Source organism: Burkholderia sp. 3C, assembly GCF_054589155.1.
Window position 1 is genome coordinate 160,865 of the sequence record NZ_BAAILN010000044.1, and the last position, 15,325, is coordinate 176,189.

15 protein-coding genes are annotated in these 15,325 nt (G+C 69.2%); 4 read left to right on the forward strand and 11 right to left on the reverse strand.

From position 1 onward, the window contains the following. The coding region (locus ACYP33_RS07150; RefSeq protein WP_459620648.1) for a cytochrome b at positions 1-575 on the forward strand (575 nt) is incomplete at its 5' end. Positions 576-685: 110 nt separating this feature from the next. After that, positions 686-2,107 carry a glycosyltransferase family 2 protein gene (locus ACYP33_RS07155; protein WP_459621064.1) on the forward strand — a complete coding sequence of 474 codons (1,422 nt, stop codon included), beginning with the start codon at positions 686-688 and terminating at the stop codon, positions 2,105-2,107. A gap of 45 nt (positions 2,108-2,152) precedes the next feature. Here ACYP33_RS07155 and ACYP33_RS07160 read toward each other — a convergent pair whose 3' ends face one another. From ACYP33_RS07160 to ACYP33_RS07200, 9 genes are all read right to left on the reverse strand, one after another. Then, positions 2,153-2,596: a GNAT family N-acetyltransferase gene (locus ACYP33_RS07160; protein WP_414444455.1), complete on the reverse strand. Its 444-nt coding sequence runs from the start codon at positions 2,594-2,596 to the stop codon at positions 2,153-2,155. Positions 2,597-2,832: 236 nt separating this feature from the next. Beyond that, positions 2,833-3,930: a 3-phosphoserine/phosphohydroxythreonine transaminase gene (serC, locus tag ACYP33_RS07165; protein WP_459620649.1), complete on the reverse strand. Its 1,098-nt coding sequence runs from the start codon at positions 3,928-3,930 to the stop codon at positions 2,833-2,835. Further along, complete coding sequence (locus ACYP33_RS07170) at positions 3,927-5,219, reverse strand: ATP-grasp domain-containing protein (protein WP_459620650.1); 1,293 nt, start codon at positions 5,217-5,219, stop codon at positions 3,927-3,929. Before ACYP33_RS07170 ends, serC begins: the two co-directional genes overlap by 4 nt. A gap of 453 nt (positions 5,220-5,672) precedes the next feature. Further along, positions 5,673-6,716: a 4-hydroxy-2-oxovalerate aldolase gene (gene dmpG / locus ACYP33_RS07175; protein WP_459620652.1), complete on the reverse strand. Its 1,044-nt coding sequence runs from the start codon at positions 6,714-6,716 to the stop codon at positions 5,673-5,675. Beyond that, positions 6,713-7,675 carry an acetaldehyde dehydrogenase (acetylating) gene (locus tag ACYP33_RS07180; protein WP_459621066.1) on the reverse strand — a complete coding sequence of 321 codons (963 nt, stop codon included), beginning with the start codon at positions 7,673-7,675 and terminating at the stop codon, positions 6,713-6,715. The genes dmpG and ACYP33_RS07180 overlap by 4 nt, the downstream gene beginning before the upstream one ends. Positions 7,676-7,731: 56 nt before the next feature. Continuing rightward, positions 7,732-8,499 carry a 2-keto-4-pentenoate hydratase gene (locus ACYP33_RS07185; RefSeq protein WP_414449966.1) on the reverse strand — a complete coding sequence of 256 codons (768 nt, stop codon included), beginning with the start codon at positions 8,497-8,499 and terminating at the stop codon, positions 7,732-7,734. Continuing rightward, a complete protein-coding gene (locus ACYP33_RS07190) occupies positions 8,496-9,314 on the reverse strand; it encodes a 2-keto-4-pentenoate hydratase (RefSeq protein ID WP_459620654.1) in 819 nt (272 codons plus the stop codon). Before ACYP33_RS07190 ends, ACYP33_RS07185 begins: the two co-directional genes overlap by 4 nt. After that, entirely contained in the window at positions 9,311-9,532 is a 222-nt protein-coding gene (locus tag ACYP33_RS07195; protein WP_459620656.1) for a tautomerase family protein, read from the reverse strand. The genes ACYP33_RS07190 and ACYP33_RS07195 overlap by 4 nt, the downstream gene beginning before the upstream one ends. Before the next feature lie 254 nt (positions 9,533-9,786). Continuing rightward, positions 9,787-10,686, reverse strand: coding sequence for an amidohydrolase family protein (locus tag ACYP33_RS07200; protein ID WP_459620658.1), 900 nt, complete (start codon positions 10,684-10,686; stop codon positions 9,787-9,789). 124 nt (positions 10,687-10,810) lie between these two features. Between ACYP33_RS07200 and ACYP33_RS07205 the strand changes: the two genes are divergently transcribed. After that, positions 10,811-11,716: a LysR family transcriptional regulator gene (locus ACYP33_RS07205; protein ID WP_459620660.1), complete on the forward strand. Its 906-nt coding sequence runs from the start codon at positions 10,811-10,813 to the stop codon at positions 11,714-11,716. A 28-nt stretch (positions 11,717-11,744) separates the two neighbouring features. On the opposite strand, the gene ACYP33_RS07210 is transcribed toward ACYP33_RS07205, so the two are convergent. After that, positions 11,745-12,362: a carboxymuconolactone decarboxylase family protein gene (locus tag ACYP33_RS07210; RefSeq protein WP_414449971.1), complete on the reverse strand. Its 618-nt coding sequence runs from the start codon at positions 12,360-12,362 to the stop codon at positions 11,745-11,747. 28 nt (positions 12,363-12,390) lie between these two features. Next, positions 12,391-13,767, reverse strand: coding sequence for an MFS transporter (locus ACYP33_RS07215; protein WP_459620662.1), 1,377 nt, complete (start codon positions 13,765-13,767; stop codon positions 12,391-12,393). A 190-nt stretch (positions 13,768-13,957) separates the two neighbouring features. On the opposite strand from ACYP33_RS07215, the gene ACYP33_RS07220 reads away from it, so the two are divergent. Next, positions 13,958-15,325: an LLM class flavin-dependent oxidoreductase gene (locus ACYP33_RS07220; RefSeq protein ID WP_459620664.1), complete on the forward strand. Its 1,368-nt coding sequence runs from the start codon at positions 13,958-13,960 to the stop codon at positions 15,323-15,325.

Consider the following 15,325-nt stretch of genomic DNA (forward strand, 5'->3'; position numbering starts at 1 on the left):
CGGCCGTCGAAGCCTCGCCCAGCGTACCGCGCTACACGCGCACCGCAATGGCGCTGCACTGGCTGATCGCGCTCGGCATCCTCTGCAACGTCGCGATCGCCATCAGCGCCGACTGGATGCCCGACGGCTGGGTGCGCCCCGCCATCGACATCCACAAGTCGATCGGCATCACCGTGCTCGGCCTGGCGATCCTGCGCGTGCTGTGGCGCGTGTCGCACCGCCCGCCCGCGCTGCCGGGCTGGTTCCGCCGCTGGGAGCTGCGCGCCGCGCACCTCGCGCACATCCTGCTGTACGTGCTGATGTTCGCGATGCCGATCACCGGCTGGCTTCATGATTCGGCCTGGGACGGCGCGGCCACCCACCCGATGTCGCTGTACTACGTGATCCCGTGGTTCCGCCTGGGCTTCATCGAGAACCTGCAGCCCGACCTGAAAAATTACCTGCACGGCCTGTTCGGCACGATGCACACCTGGGCCGCCTACGCGCTCTACGTGGTGCTGGCGATGCATGTGCTCGGCGCGCTCAAGCACGAGCTGTTCGATCGCGAATCGGTCCTGCGCCGGATGCTGCCGTGAGCACGCCCTCGTCTGCCCTGACTGTCGCCAAGAGCGCGTCGGCCCGCGCCGCCGCCGCACGCGCCGTGACGGCCGCCGCGCGCGAGGCGCTCGACTTGGCCCGCACCCGCATGTCGCCGCGCCTCACGCCGCGCGGCACCACGCTGATCAGCGTGCTGATCCACGGCGGCGCGATGGCGGTGTGGATTCTGCTGATCACGCGCGCGCTGCTGCCGGGCCTGGTGTCCTGGTCGGTCGGCATTGCGTATGTGATCTACGACACGCTGCTGCTCGCGTTCGTGGCGGTCAAGATCTGGCCGCTGGCCGGCAAGCTGTCGGCCGTGCATGCGCCGGCGCAGCCCGCCCCGGGCGTGCCCCAGCCCACGCTCGGCGTGGTGGTGGCGGCCTACAACGAGGCGCCCGTCATCAAGGTCACGCTCGACGGCCTGTTCGGCCAGACCGAGCCGCTGCACCAGATCGTGTTCGCCGACGACGGCTCGACCGACGACACCATCGCCGTGCTGACCCAGCAATACGGCCTCGTGCAGGCGCCCGACGGCGAACTGAGCGCGCCGAGCACGCTGTATCCCACCTTGCGCTGGCTGCGCGTGCCGCACGGCGGCAAGGCCGCCGCGCTGAACGCCGCGCTGCTGCATGTCGAGACCGACGCCGTGCTGACGGTGGACGCCGATACCCGGCTCGCGCCCGACGCCTGCGCCGCGATGCGCCGCGCGTTCGTGGCCGAGCCTGAGCTGGTGGCCGCCACCGGCATCCTGACGCCGATCTGCGCGCGCGATCTGTCGGGCCGCTTCTTCCAGTGGTTCCAGACCTACGAGTACATCCGCAACTTCATGTCGCGCTTCGCGTGGATGCGCGCCGACAGCCTGCTGCTGATCTCGGGCGCGTTCGCGTGCTTCCGCCGCGACGCGGTGCTGAAGGTGGGCGGCTTCGACGGCGAATGTCTTGTCGAGGATTACGAACTGATTCACCGGCTGCGCCGCTACGCCGTCGAGCAGGGCGAAACCTGGCGGGTGCGCGTGATCGGCGACGCCCACGCGCACACCGATGCGCCGGGCACGCTGCGCGCGTTCCTGCGCCAGCGCCGCCGCTGGTTCGCGGGCTTCCTGCAGACGCAGTACTGGAACCGCGACATGACCGGCAACCGCCGCTACGGCCAGCTCGGCCTGCTGATGCTGCCGGTCAAGGCGCTCGACACGCTGCAGCCGATCTACGGCCTGACCGCGATCGCGCTGCTGCTGGTGTTCCTCTGCGAGCACCGCTTCCACACCGCGCTGTCGATCTCGGGCGTGATCGGCGCGAAGATCGCGATCGATTTCGCGTTCCACCTGTGGTCGATCCACCTGTATCGGCGCTGGACCGGCTACCGCGAACAGTCGAGCCTCGCGATCGCGTTCGTCGCTTCGGTGTTCGAACCGTTCAGCTTCCAGGTGCTGCGCCATGCCGGCGCCGCGCTCGGCTGGCTCTACTTCCTGCGCGGCAACCGCCATTGGGGCGTGCAGGAGCGCACCGGGCTGGTGGGCGACAAGAAGTAAGCCCTCCCCTGCGCGACGCGGGCTTCACGCCTCACGCCTCAAGCCTCATTCGTCGCGCAGCGCCTTGCGCATGAAGTAGCGCGACACCCCGGCCGGCTGGCACGGGATCTCCCCGAACACCGTGAAGCCGTGCTTCTCGTAGAAGCGCGGCGCCTGGAACGAGATGGTGTAGAGCACCGCGTGCTCGCAGCCGCGCCGGCGCGCCTCGGCCTGCGCCTGCCGCAGCAGTTCGCTGCCGACGCCGCCCCGGCGCAACGGCTCGGACAGATAGAACATGTCGATGAACAGCACGCCGAGCGAGGTGCGGCCGGTCAGGCCGCCGAGCACCGCGCCGGTGGCCGGATCGGTCACGATCAGGTCGAGCGGGGTGTTGTCGGGCTGGCCCGATTGCGCGTCGTTGTACTGGTTCAGGTGTTGCGCGAGCCAGGCGCGCGCGGCGTCGTGCTGGCCGTCGGCCAGCCGGATCGTGTAAGCGGATTGCGATGTCATGCGGATGAAGTGGCGTCGAACGGTGGGACGGCCCGGCTGCCGCATCGCGGTGCCTGGGCTCTGTCGTGTCATCGCGATGAATGCGATGCGCGCACATACTGCCACGCCCGGCCCGCTCATGCACCGGCTCGCGCGGCGCGACGACGCCATGACATCCGTTTCGATTCGATAACGCCTCGCCCCAAGGCGGCAACGTCGCTTACGCCGTTGGCGCCGTCACCTCGCCCCCGCCCCGCTCAAAGCCGCGTGCGCACGAACGTCAGCAGCGCCTCGCACAAGGTCTCGACCGCCTCCTCCGTCACCGCGTTGTAGAGCGACGCGCGCAGCCCGCCGATCGAGCGGTGCCCGTCCAGCCCGACGATGCCGTAGCGCCCCGCGTAATCCACGAACGCGTCGTCCATCCAGGCGTCCTTGAACGAGAACGCCACGTTCATGCGCGAGCGCCAGCGCGGCGCGGCGTGGATCGACACGGCGTCGCCGAGCGCGTCGAGCGTCGCGAACAGCCGCGCCGACTTGCGCGCGTTGATCTCGCCCATCGCCGCCAGCCCGCCCACCTCGTCGCGCAGCCAGCGCGACACCAGCGTCAGCACGTAGATCGCGAACACCGGCGGCGTGTTGTAGTTCGAGCCGTGCGCCACATGGATGCGATGGTCGAGCATCGCCGGCAGCGTGGCCGGCACGCGCGCCAGCAGCGAGCGATGCACGATCGCCACCGTCACGCCCGACGGGCCGAGGTTCTTCTGCGCATGCGCGTAGAGCATCGCATAGCGATCCATGCGCAGCGGCGCGGACAAAAAATCCGACGACATGTCGGCGATCACCGGCACCGCCAGTTCGGTATCGAGCGCGTCGAACTGCAAACCCTCCACCGTCTCGTTCGACACGTAGTGCAGATAGGCCGCGTGCGGATCGGGCGCGAGCGCGCGCAGGTCGGGCAGATCGACGAAGCCGCGCGCCTCGCCGTCCCACGCCACCGTGGCCGGGCCGACGCTGGCGGCATCGCGCGCGGCGCGGCGGCTCCAGTAGCCGGACACCACGTATTCGGGCGGCGCATGGTCGGGCGTGGCGAAGTTCATCGGGATCATCGCGAACTGCAGGCTGCTGCCGCCCTGCTGGAACGTCACGGCGTAATCGTCGGACAGGCCCAGCAGCTCGCGCAGGTTGCGTTCGGCCTCCAGCAGCAGCGCGCGAAACCATTCGGAGCGATGGCTGGTGCCGAGGATCGACAGGCCGGTGTCGGGCAGCGCGACGATCGCGTCGCGCGTCTGGGCCAGCACCACCTCGGGCAGCGCGCCGGGGCCGCCGGAAAAATTGAGGGCGTTGGGATTCGTCATGCTCGGGCGTCGGGAGATTCGGGAGATTCGGGAACGTCAGGAGAACCGATGAAACCGGCGGCGTCGGACAAAGCCGCGCGCCGCGTGATCATCGCGAGGAACGCGTCGAACACGCGCTGCATCTGCGGCAGCTTGTACGGGTACAGCGCGGGATCGTCGATGTCGTGCACCACCATCGCGGTGGCCGTCTCGAAGATCAGCAGCGCGCCGTCGCGCGTCTCGGCGCAATCGAGGCCCACGTAATCGAGGCCGGTGCGCGCCGCGATGCGCGCGAACGCCTCGCGGTGGCGCACCGCGAAATCGGCGTCGAAGCTGGCGAAGCAATGCGCTTCCTCGTCGCGCCGCGACGTGTCGCCGGCCATTTCCGCGTACGGGTAATGGACGATCCAGTGCGACGAAATCCCCATGTGGCATACGAGCGGCACGCCGTCGCACATCACGATCCGGTACTTGCGGTAAAGGCCGTCGTCGCTGCGGTAGTCGACGAACGGCGCGACGTAGAACGCCTCGCCCGCCATGGCCTGCAGATACGCGTCGAAGTCGGCCGGCGCATCGATGCGCACCAGCCCGCGCCCCGCGTGCGAGCCCACCGGCCGCACGATCAGCGGATAGGCGGCGTTCAGGCCGGCCACCGGCGCACCGTCTCGCGCGGCGTCGGCCAGCCGTTCGCGCGGCACGCGCACCGTCTCGGCCATGCGGATGCCGGGCTGATCGCCGAGCAGCGCGAACGCCGCCTCGCGCGCGGTCGAGCCGATGCGTTGCGGCGCGTTGATCAGCGGGCGCGGGCTGCGCGCGGCCAGCGCCGCCATGCGCGCGAGGCGCGGCGCGTTGGCGTCCGACGCGCAGGCCGCCACCAGCAGCACGTCGTGCGGCGGCAACGCGGCGGGCAGCGGCAGCGCGTCGTCCACGTACAGCACGTCCACGTGCAGATCGGCCCGCTCGATCAGGCATTCGAACGGCGTGTTGGCGATCAGATCGCCGGGCGTCTTCAGCACCAGCAGGCGCGGCGCACCGGGCGACGCGGCGCGCGGCGGCACGTAGTGCTGACGATTCGCGAGCGCCAGTTGCTGCACCTGCGCGGCCGCCTCGGGCTGGTACTTCAGTTCGAGCACGAGCGCGAGTTCGAGCAGTGCATCGGGCTCGTCGTGGGTCTCCAGATAGCGGACCAGTTGCGCGCCGAGCGGCGTGAGGTCCAGCCCCTGCCCGGCCGCGCGCAGCAGCTCGGCCAGCCCGAGCGGGCGGTACGGCTCGCCCGCGCCCTCGGTGGCATCTTCGAGGTTCGGCGCCATCGTTCAGCCGCTCCGCTTCGGCGACGGCGCCACGTCGGCGCGGTCGCCGACATAACCGATCCATTCCTCGAACCAGCGCGGCGGCAACGCCGCATCAGGCATGGCAGGCGGTGGATCGTCCTGCGCAAGGTGCGCGGTCCGGTGCGCGGCGCGGCACCCGGCATCGCGTCGGCCGGCAACCAGCGTCAACGCGCCGCGACGCGCCGGTTTGAGAGGCACATTCGACATCCGGCAATTCCCCATGAGACGGCCCGGCGCGCGGCGGCGAGCCGGGCACCGTGTGTTGAAATCCGGGCGGGGAGGCGTGCGCGGCGTGGCGCGAGTGCCCCGCTCCGGTCGGCGACCAGCATGCGGGGGCGGGGCTTAACGGATGCTTAACTTCGGCGTTACAACAGAAAAATTCGCAGGAAGATTTGCGCAATCGTGTCTTACACGGGATGCGTCATGCGGCGGTCATACCGGCGCGTGCGCCTCGGGTTCGGCGCGCGCGAGCAGATCGAGCGCGACGTCGACGATCATGTCCTCCTGGCCGCCCACCATCTTGCGGCGGCCCAGCTCGACGAGGATATCGACCGTCTTCAGGCCGTACTTCGCGGCGGCCACCTCGGCATGGCGCAGGAAGCTCGAATACACGCCGGCATAGCCGAGTGCGAGCGTCTCGCGATCGACCCGCACCGGGCGATCCTGCAACGGCCGCACCAGGTCATCGGCCGCGTCCATCAGGCGGTACAAATCGCAACCATGATTCCAGCCGAGCCGCGCGGCGGCCGCCACGAACACCTCCAGCGGCGCGTTGCCGGCGCCCGCCCCCATCCCGGCCAGGCTCGCATCGATGCGGTCGCAGCCTTCTTCCACCGCGACGATGGAATTCGCCACGCCGAGGCTCAGGTTGTGGTGCGCGTGAATGCCGGTTTGCGTTTCAGGCTTCAGCACGTCCTTGAACGCGCGGAACCGCTCGCGCACGTCGTTCATGCCGAGCGCGCCGCCCGAATCGACCACGTACACGCAGGTCGCGCCGTAGCTTTCCATCAGCTTGGCCTGCGCGGCCAGCTTCTGCGGCGTGGTCATGTGGCTCATCATCAGGAATCCGACCGGGTCCATGCCCAGCTCGCGTGCGTATTCGAGATGCTGGCGCGACACGTCGGCCTCGGTGCAATGCGTGGCCACGCGCACCACGCGCGCGCCGGCGTCGTAGGCATTGCGCAGGTCGTGGGTGGTGCCGATGCCGGGCAGCAGCAGCGTGGCGATCTTCGCGCGCGTCACGCTCTCGGCCGCCGCCGCGATCCATTCCACGTCGCTGTGCGCGCCGAAGCCGTAGTTGAAGCTGGAGCCTTCGAGGCCGTCGCCGTGCGCCACTTCGAGGCTGTCCACGCCGGCCCCGTCGAGCGCGGCGGCGATCGCACGCACGTTGGCCAGGCTGTATTGATGGCGGATCGCGTGGCTGCCGTCGCGCAGCGTGACGTCCGAGATATAAAGCTTGCGGTCGCTGACGCTCATTGCGCGGTCTCCTTCAGTGCACGCGAGATGCCGGCTTCGATCCGGCGGCGGGCCATCATGTCGCCGCACGCGAGCGCGGCCGAGGTCATGATGTCCAGGTTGCCGGCATACGACGGCAGGTAATGGGCGGCGCCCTCCACTTCGAGGAACACCGAGGTCTTGATGCCGTGCCGCAGCCCGAGGCCCGGCACGTTGAGCGGCTGGTCGGCCGGGATCGTGTCGAACTGCACGCGCTGCTTCAGGCGATAGCCCGGCACGTAGGCCTGCACGCGCGCCACCATTTCGGTAATGCTCTGCTCGATGCGCGCCGTGTCGGCCGCCTCGGACAGCACGAACACCGTATCGCGCATGATCAGCGGCGGCTCGGCCGGGTTCAGCACGATCACCGCCTTGCCGCGCGCCGCGCCGCCGAGCTTCTCGATCGCGGCGCGGGTGGTCTCGGTGAACTCGTCGATATTGGCGCGCGTGCCGGGGCCGGCCGACTTGCTCGAAATCGACGCGACGATCTCCGCGTAATGCACCTTCGCCACCTGCGACACGGCCGCCACGATCGGGATCGTGGCCTGCCCGCCGCACGTCACCATGTTCATGTTCGACGCGTTCTCGGCTTCGAGGTTGATCGCCGGAATCACGTACGGGCCGATCGCGGCCGGCGTCAGGTCGATCACCTGCACGCCGTGCGCCTGCAATACTTCGTTATGCCGAGCATGCGCGCCTGCCGAGGTGGCGTCGAACACCACGTCGATCTGCGCAAACACGTCGAGCTTGAGCAGCCCGTCGAGGCCCTCGGCCGTGGTCGGCACGCCCAGCCGGGCCGCGCGCGCGAGGCCGTCCGAGTTCGGATCAACGCCCACCATCGCGCCCATTTCGAGGTGCCGGCTGTTGCGCATCACCTTGATCATCAGGTCCGTGCCGATATTGCCCGGCCCGATGATGGCCACTTTCACCTTGCGATTCATCATTCACTCCCGTTCGCCGGCGGCCGGCCTTTCTTTCGCCGCCGCCGGCATCGCATTCAACGCTTCACATGGAACCCGGCGCTGCCGAGCTGCTCCATCTCGACCGAGACGTATTGCCCCGGCGCGATCCACTCGGCCGGCGTCGCGCCGCCCGCCATCACGATCCAGCCGGCCTGCAGCGGCTCGCCGGCCTGCGCCGACAAACGCGCGGCGGCCACCAGCGAGCGCAGCGGATGGCCGAGCAGCGCGGCGGTCGAACCGACCTGCACCACACGGCCGTCGATATTGAGCGTCAGGCCCAGGTTGCTGAAATCCGTTTTCGGATCGCGCCACGCGCCGATCACGAAGCCGCTCGACGACGCGTTGTCGGCGATCACCTCGGGCAACGTGAACTTGAAATCGCGGTAGCGCGAATCGATGATTTCGAGCGCGGGCGCGATCGCTTCCACGGCGGCCAGCGCCTGCGGGCCGGTCACGTCGCCGTCGAGCGCGTGCTTGAGCACGAACGCGATTTCCGGCTCGACGCGCGGGTGCACGAAGCGCGAGAAATCGATCGCGGTGCCCTCCTCGATCTGCATGGCCGAGGTCAGGCGGCCCCAGATCACGTCGGACAGCCCCATCTGCACCATCTTCGCGCGGCTCGTGAAGCCCATCTTCACGCCGACCCGGCGCTCGCCGCGCGCGAGACGGCGCTCGATCGAGGCAGCCTGGATGCGGTATGCATCGTCGAGCGACAGGCGGTGGTCGGTATCGAACTGTTCGATCTCGCGCGCCTCGCGCGCGGCGTCGTCGAGCAGGCTCGCGTATTCGGTGATCTGGCTCATTGGCGGGCCTCGCTCGCGGATGCGGTGGAATCGGAGTCGAACACGGCGCGCACCGCGCCGAGCCCGTTGATGCGGGCCTCGAAGATGTCGCCCGGCGCAACCGGCACCATCGGCCCGAGTGCGCCCGACAACACCAGGTCGCCGGCCTTCAGCGGGGTGCCGAGCCGCGCCATCGTGCGCGCGAGCCACACCACGGCGTTGATCGGGTTGCCGAGGCAGGCCGCGCCCGCGCCCACCGACACCGGCTCGCCACGGCGCTCCATCGCCATGCCGCACAGGCGCAGGTCGAATTCGGACAATTTGCGCGGGCGGGTTCCGAGCACGTAGGCCGACGACGATGCGTTGTCGGCGATCGTGTCGGCGATGCGGATGTTCCAGTCGGCGATGCGGCTGCCGACGATTTCGAGCGCCGGCAGCGCGTAGTCGATCGCATCGAGCACGTCGAGCTGGCCGGGGTTGTCCACCGCGATGTCGCGGCCGATCACGAACGCGATTTCCGCCTCGATCTTCGGCTGCATCAGGATCGACGCCGGAATCGGTTCGCCGTCGCCGAAGCCGAAATCGTCGAACAGCATGCCGAAATCGGGCTGGCCCACGCCCAGTTGCTTCTGCACCGCCGCCGAGGTCAGGCCGATCTTGCAGCCGACCAGGCGGCGGCCTTCGGCCAGGCGGCGCTCGGTGTTGACGCGCTGGATCGCGTAGGCGTCGTCGATCGACAGCCCCTCGAACGTCTCGCGCAGCGGCGCGATCGCGCGCCGCGTGCGGGCGGCGTCGGCCAGCGCGTCGGCGGCCTGGCGGATCGCCTCGGGCGTCATTGTCCGTTCTCCTGAACGTCGGGCTTCGGCGCGGACAGTTCGTCCTTGGTCTGGCCGCCGACGGCCCAGAAGCTGGCGGGCGTGGTGGTGGCGTACACGCGGATGGTGTCGAGCGGCGCGCCCAGCGTTTCGTGCACGGTCTGGGCGACGGCCTTCACGCAGGCCTTGATGGCGGCCTCGTCGCGGCCCTCGACGAGGGAGATATGAACAATCGGCATGATGGGTCTCGGTTCGACAGCGGGGGAATGGGGGAAATCGGTCAGGCGGCGGTATGGGTCGGCGGCGAGCGCACGCACGAACCCGGCGCGAGCACGGCGCGCGTGACGTCCTGTTGATTGCCGATGCGCATGCGGGTCTCCATGTAGGACGGCGGGCGGCTCGCCTTCCGTCTCGATGGAACGCATGATGCGCGGTGGGCGCGGATACCGTCCAATACCGATTTTTGAAAAACCGATACCGGATCGGTATGGTCTTATTCCCCGAAGCCGAACAGCCGGCGCGGCGTGTCCCACAGAATCCGGCGGCGCACGGCCGCATCCGGCACCAGTTCGCCGAACAGCGCCAGCAGCGGCGCGTAGTCCATCCGCTCGGGCGCGCGCAGGAACGGCCAGTCCGAACCCCACACGCACTGTTCCGGGCCGAATGCGTCGAGCAGCGCGAACAGGTACGCGTGCGCATCCTGATACGGATGCGAACGCTGCGAGAACTTCTGCATCCCTGACAATTTCACGGTCACGCGGCCTGTTTGCGCAAGCCGCAGCAAGGCCTGGAACGCCGGCTGGCCGACGCCGTGCGCCACGTCCGGTCGGCCGCAATGATCGATCAGCACGCGCGCACGCGTCGATTCGATCAGCGGCAGCAGGTGCGGCAACTGATCGCCGGCCACCTGGATCTGCGCGAACAAACCGTGATCGGCCAGCATCGCGAACAGCGTGCCGGCATCGTCGAACACCTCCAGCCCTTCGAGCGCCGGGTTGAGCGCCACGCCCACCACCCCCGCATCACGCAGCGCGAACAACGCCTCGGGCGCGATGTCGTTCTCCACCACCGCCACGCCCTTGAAGCGGCCGCCGCCGTGCGCGATCGCGTCGAGCATGCAGCGGTTGTCGGTGCGATAGCCGCTGGTCGGGCCGACCAGCAGCGCGTGCCGCACGCCGCATGCATCGAGCACGCGCGTGAACTGCGCGGCGGTGCCGATCTCCTGCTGGCTCGGCCGGTACGGCGTGGTGGGCGAATACGGAAAGCGCCGCGGATCGAAGACGTGGTTATGGCAATCGATTTTCGGTTCGTCGAACAGGTTCATCGTGTCGGGCAGGCAAGCTCGGGGAAGGAAAACCGGGGGCGCAAGCGCCCCGGCGCGGGTGGGCGGCATGGCGCTCATCGTATACGGAAGCCGCCCGGCGCAGCCGGCTTGCCGCCGCCCCGATCTTGCGTTTCAATACGGCAAAACGGCAAAGCGATACCGCAACGGTATCGGCCGCGCGCAAGGAGGCGGGATGGAAATCAAGCAGATGCGCTACTTTCTGGCGCTGGCCGAGGAGCTGAATTTCAGCCGGGCCGCCGAGAAGCTGCATATGGCGCAGCCGCCGCTGACGCGGCACATTCGCGCGCTGGAGGAGGAAATCGGCGCGCCGCTGTTCGTTCGCACCACCAAGGGCGCGGAGCTGACCGAGGCCGGCCACGCGCTGCTGGCCGAGGTGCCGAACATCCTGTCGCTGTCGCGCCGCGCCGAGGAGCGCACGCGGCTGGCCGGCCAGGGCTACGTGGGCAGCCTCGACGTGGGCATCTTCAGTTCAGGCATCCTCAACGTCATTCCGCGCCTGCTCGCCGAATTCCATGCCGAGCGGCCGAACGTGAAGATCAGCATCCGCAACCTGTCGAAAGCCGAGCAGATCGCCGCGCTGCGCGAGCGGCGCATCACGATCGGCTTCAACCGGCTGGTGCCCGACGAACCCGATATCGGCGTGGATTGGGTGCAGCGCGAGAAATTCCTGGTAGCGCTGTACGAAGGCCATCCGCTGTGCGCGAAAAAGCGCATCACGCTGCGCGACCTCGATGGCGAACCGATGATCCTCTATCCGAACGCACCCGTGCACGGCCTCGCGCAAGAGGTGGCGGCGGCGTTTCGCGCCGAGGGCGTCGCGCTGCGCGTCGAGCAGGAAGTGGAGGACGTGGTGACGTGCATCGCGTTCGTATCGAGCCGCTTCGGCGTGTGCGTGACGACAGAATCGGCGGCCAACCTGCGCCTGCCCGGCGTGGTCTATCGGCCGTTGCAGTCGAGCCAGTTGCGCGACATCGAATTGAGCTGCCTGTACCGCAAGCAGGAAAGTTCGCCGATCCTGCTCGCGTTTCTCGACCTGATCCGGCGCACGCGCACGCGCAGCATGCGCGTGGCGTATTGAGCGCCGCCGGGCGGTGCCGGCATCAGCGTCAGGCCGCGCCCGGCTCGCGGAACGCGTCTACCACGTGCAGCGTGTGCGCGTACACCGCGCCGGCGCGCAGCACGACGGCGATCGCATAGGCTTCGTCGAGCGCCGCAGCGTTGCCGGGCGTGGCCAGCGCGGCGTCGTGGAAAACCTGCCGGCGCGCCTCGTTCGATTGCGTGTAGGCCGCGGCGGCGGCGGCCACCCATACCAGCCCCGGCGTCAAGTCTTCGGTATCGAACACGGCCTGCGCGAAACGCAGCCGCGCGCGGGCGATGTCGCTGCCGCGCAGCGCCGCTTCGTCGGCGATCGCGAGTTGGCCGCCATCGAGCGACACGGCCGCGTCGCCCAGCGATTCGAGCGCGGCGCTCAGGTAGCTGACCGCCAGCGCTTCCTGCTCGTTCGCACCGCAGCGGCGCGCGAGCGCCGCGTGATGCTCGATGCAGAACGCGCAGCGCGTGACCTGCGCGATCGCGACGGCCACCAGATGCTTGTCCTTCTCCGACAGTTGCCCCGCGCGCCACACCGGCGCCGACATCGCGCGAAACGCCTTCGGGCCGGCGTGCTGCCGTTCGAGCGCGCCGAGAATCCGCGCTTCTTCGTCATGCAGGCGTGAACCGCTCATGATCAATGTGTCCTGTTGGAAAGGGGAATCAGCGCGGGCCGGCCAGCGTGGCTTCGCCGCGAACCGGCGATGCGTCACTACCCGCAGCACCGCCCGCACCACCACCCGCCGCGCGCCGGGCCGGGTCCGCCGCGGCCAGCACCGCGATCAAACTCAGCGCGCCCAACGCTGAAATATAGGCGCAAATCAGCCACGGCGAGCCGCCGCCCACCGCGAGCAGCGCCGCCGCCACGAACGGCGTCAGGCCGCCCGAGATCAGCGTGCCGATCTGGTAGCCGAGCGAGATGCCGCTGTAGCGCACCTCCACCGGAAACTGTTCCGCGAACCAGGCCGCACCCGGTGCGTAGATCGCGGCGTCGAACACGGCCAGTTCGATCGCGAACACCAGCGGCAGATAGCGCAGGTCGCCGTGATCGAGGAACCAGAAGAACGGCCAGACCAGCAGCGAAATGCCCACCACGGCCCAGATCGCGGGCCGGCGGCGGCCGACCCGGTCCGACAGCGCGGCCCACAGCGGCGTGGCGACGATCGCCACCGCCGAGCCCACGATCACCGCGCCGAGCGCATACGAGGCGCCGTTGCGCTTGAGGTTCAGATAGCTGATCGCATAGGTGGTGACGATCGCGTACATGGCCGGCTGCAGCAGCCGCAGGCCGATCGTGACCAGCAGCGCGCGGCGGTGATGGCGAAACACTTCCGCCACCGGCAGGCGCTTGAGCCGGCCTTCGGCCTGCGCGGCGAGAAACGGCTCCGGCTCGCGAATGCGCGTGCGCACGAAGATCCCCACCGCCACCAGCACCACGCTGAACAGGAACGGCAGGCGCCAGCCCCAATCGGAGAACGCCTCGGGCGTGAGCCACGCGCGCACGCCCAGGAACGTGCCCGACGCGAGCAACATGCCGGCGGCCGAGCCGACCTGCGTGAACGAACCGAGCAGCCCGCGCGTGCGCGCGCTGGCATGTTCGACCGACAGCAGCGACGCCCCGCCCCACTCCGCGCCGGTGGCGATGCCTTGCAGCAGCCGCAGCGCGACCAGCAGCACGGTGGCCAGCAGGCCCGCCGTGGCGTAGGTCGGCAGCAGCCCGGTCAGCACCGTGGCCACGCCCATCAGCACCAGCGAGAACACCAGCACGCGCTTGCGGCCGATGCGGTCGCCGAAGTGGCCGGCGATCACCGCGCCCACCGGCCGCGCGAAAAAGCCCACGCCGTAGGCCGCGAACGCGCCGAGGATGCCCGCCAGCGGATTGGTGCTGGGCGGAAAGAACGCATGACTGAAGATCAGTGCCGACGCGGTGCTGTAGATGTAGAAGTCGTACCACTCGATGGTGGTGCCGATGAACGCGGCAAAGCCGACGCGCGCGGCGCCCGCCTTCGGGCTGCGCGATGTTGCGGAGTGAGTCGACATGATTCGGCCAGGCAGCAGGAGACGAGAAAAGCCGGCCAGTAGAGCACCGAAACCTTCATCAGGCCAACGAGGTTTTCTGCTTTGCTTTGCAGTTTGTCTGCGATAACGATATGCCGAACCGGCGATGTCGGCCGTGCGCCCCGCCGCCTAGAATCGCTGGTTTTCCAGCCAGCCACGGGCGCTTTCCGCGATGCCACGTCAACTCCGCTTCAACGCCTTCATGATGAACTGCGTGGCGCATCTAGCGCCGGGGCAATGGACCGCCGAGGCCGACGCCTCGTTCGGCTATCTCGACACCGCGTATTGGGTGAACATCGCCAAAACGCTCGAAGCGGGCCTGTTCGACGGCCTGTTCCTCGGCGACGTGATCGGCGTGTACGACGTGTTCGGCGACGGCCCGCAAGCCGCGCTGCGCTCGGCCGCGCAGGTGCCGATGAACGATCCGGCCGTGCTGATCCCGCTGCTCGCGCACGCCACCGAGCACCTCGGCTTCGGCCTGACCGTGTCGGTGGCCTACGAATCGCCGTACCTGCTCGCGCGCCGCTTCACCACGCTCGACCATTTGAGCCGCGGCCGGGTGGCCTGGAACATCGTCACCTCGTATCTGCAAAGCGGGGCGCGCAATCTCGGTCAGGACGCGCTGCGCGCGCACGACGCGCGCTACGAGCGGGCCGACGAATTCATGTCGGTGTGCTACCAGCTCTGGGAAGGCAGTTGGGAAGACGGCGCGGTGCAACGCGATCGCGAGCGCGGCGTGTATGCGGACCCGTCGCGCATTCATGCGATCCGCCACGACGGCCCGCATTTCCGCAGCGAGGGCGTGTTCCAGTGCGAGCCGTCGCGGCAACGCACGCCGCTGCTGTTCCAGGCCGGCGGCTCGGCGCGCGGCACGCGCTTCGCGGCCGAGCACGCCGAATGCATCTTTCTGGGCGCGCCCACCCGCAAGGGCCTGCAGGCCTCCGCGCGAGCGGCCCGACAGGCGCTGGTCGAGGCCGGCCGCGCGCCCGACAGCGCGAAATTGTTCGCCATGCTGACGGTCATCGTCGACGAAACCGCCGAACTGGCGCAGGCGCGCCACGCCGCCTATCGCGCCCGCGCCGATCACGAAGGCGCGCTGGCGCTGCTGTCGGGCTGGACCGGCATCGATCTGTCGCGCTACCGCCCCGACGATACGCTGGCCTATGTGGATACCGACGCGGGCCAATCGGCGCTGGCGTCGTTCAGCAAGCTCGATCCGGAGAAGGTCTGGACCGTGCGCGACGCGGTGGAGTTCGTCGCGATCGGCGGGCGCGGCGCGGTGGTGGTGGGCGATGCGGCGCAGGTGGCCGACGAACTGCAGGCGCTGGCCGAGGACGCGGACCTCGACGGTTTCAACCTGGCCTGGGTCGAGTCGCCGCGCACGTTCGAGGATGTGGTTCGCTTGCTGGTGCCCGAGTTGCAGCGGCGCGGCGCGTACAAGACGCGCTACGAAGCGGGCACGCTGCGCGAAAAGCTGCTGGGCGGTTCGGCGCGCCTGAGCGCGCCGCATGTGGGTGCGCGCTACCGCGTGGCGCGGTAG

Bases quoted from the DNA above. Each gene is read 5' to 3' on its own strand.
- ACYP33_RS07155 (WP_459621064.1), top strand. From the start codon at position 686: ATGTCGCCGCGCCTCACGCCGCGCGGCACCACGCTGATCAGCGTGCTG.
- ACYP33_RS07160 (WP_414444455.1), bottom strand. From the start codon at position 2,596: ATGACATCGCAATCCGCTTACACGATCCGGCTGGCCGACGGCCAGCAC.
- serC (WP_459620649.1), bottom strand. From the start codon at position 3,930: ATGACGAATCCCAACGCCCTCAATTTTTCCGGCGGCCCCGGCGCGCTG.
- ACYP33_RS07170 (WP_459620650.1), bottom strand. From the start codon at position 5,219: ATGGCGCCGAACCTCGAAGATGCCACCGAGGGCGCGGGCGAGCCGTAC.
- dmpG (WP_459620652.1), bottom strand. From the start codon at position 6,716: ATGAGCGTCAGCGACCGCAAGCTTTATATCTCGGACGTCACGCTGCGC.
- ACYP33_RS07180 (WP_459621066.1), bottom strand. From the start codon at position 7,675: ATGAATCGCAAGGTGAAAGTGGCCATCATCGGGCCGGGCAATATCGGC.
- ACYP33_RS07185 (WP_414449966.1), bottom strand. From the start codon at position 8,499: ATGAGCCAGATCACCGAATACGCGAGCCTGCTCGACGACGCCGCGCGC.
- ACYP33_RS07190 (WP_459620654.1), bottom strand. From the start codon at position 9,314: ATGACGCCCGAGGCGATCCGCCAGGCCGCCGACGCGCTGGCCGACGCC.
- ACYP33_RS07195 (WP_459620656.1), bottom strand. From the start codon at position 9,532: ATGCCGATTGTTCATATCTCCCTCGTCGAGGGCCGCGACGAGGCCGCC.
- ACYP33_RS07200 (WP_459620658.1), bottom strand. From the start codon at position 10,686: ATGCCGCCCACCCGCGCCGGGGCGCTTGCGCCCCCGGTTTTCCTTCCC.
- ACYP33_RS07205 (WP_459620660.1), top strand. From the start codon at position 10,811: ATGGAAATCAAGCAGATGCGCTACTTTCTGGCGCTGGCCGAGGAGCTG.
- ACYP33_RS07210 (WP_414449971.1), bottom strand. From the start codon at position 12,362: ATGAGCGGTTCACGCCTGCATGACGAAGAAGCGCGGATTCTCGGCGCG.
- ACYP33_RS07215 (WP_459620662.1), bottom strand. From the start codon at position 13,767: ATGTCGACTCACTCCGCAACATCGCGCAGCCCGAAGGCGGGCGCCGCG.
- ACYP33_RS07220 (WP_459620664.1), top strand. From the start codon at position 13,958: ATGCCACGTCAACTCCGCTTCAACGCCTTCATGATGAACTGCGTGGCG.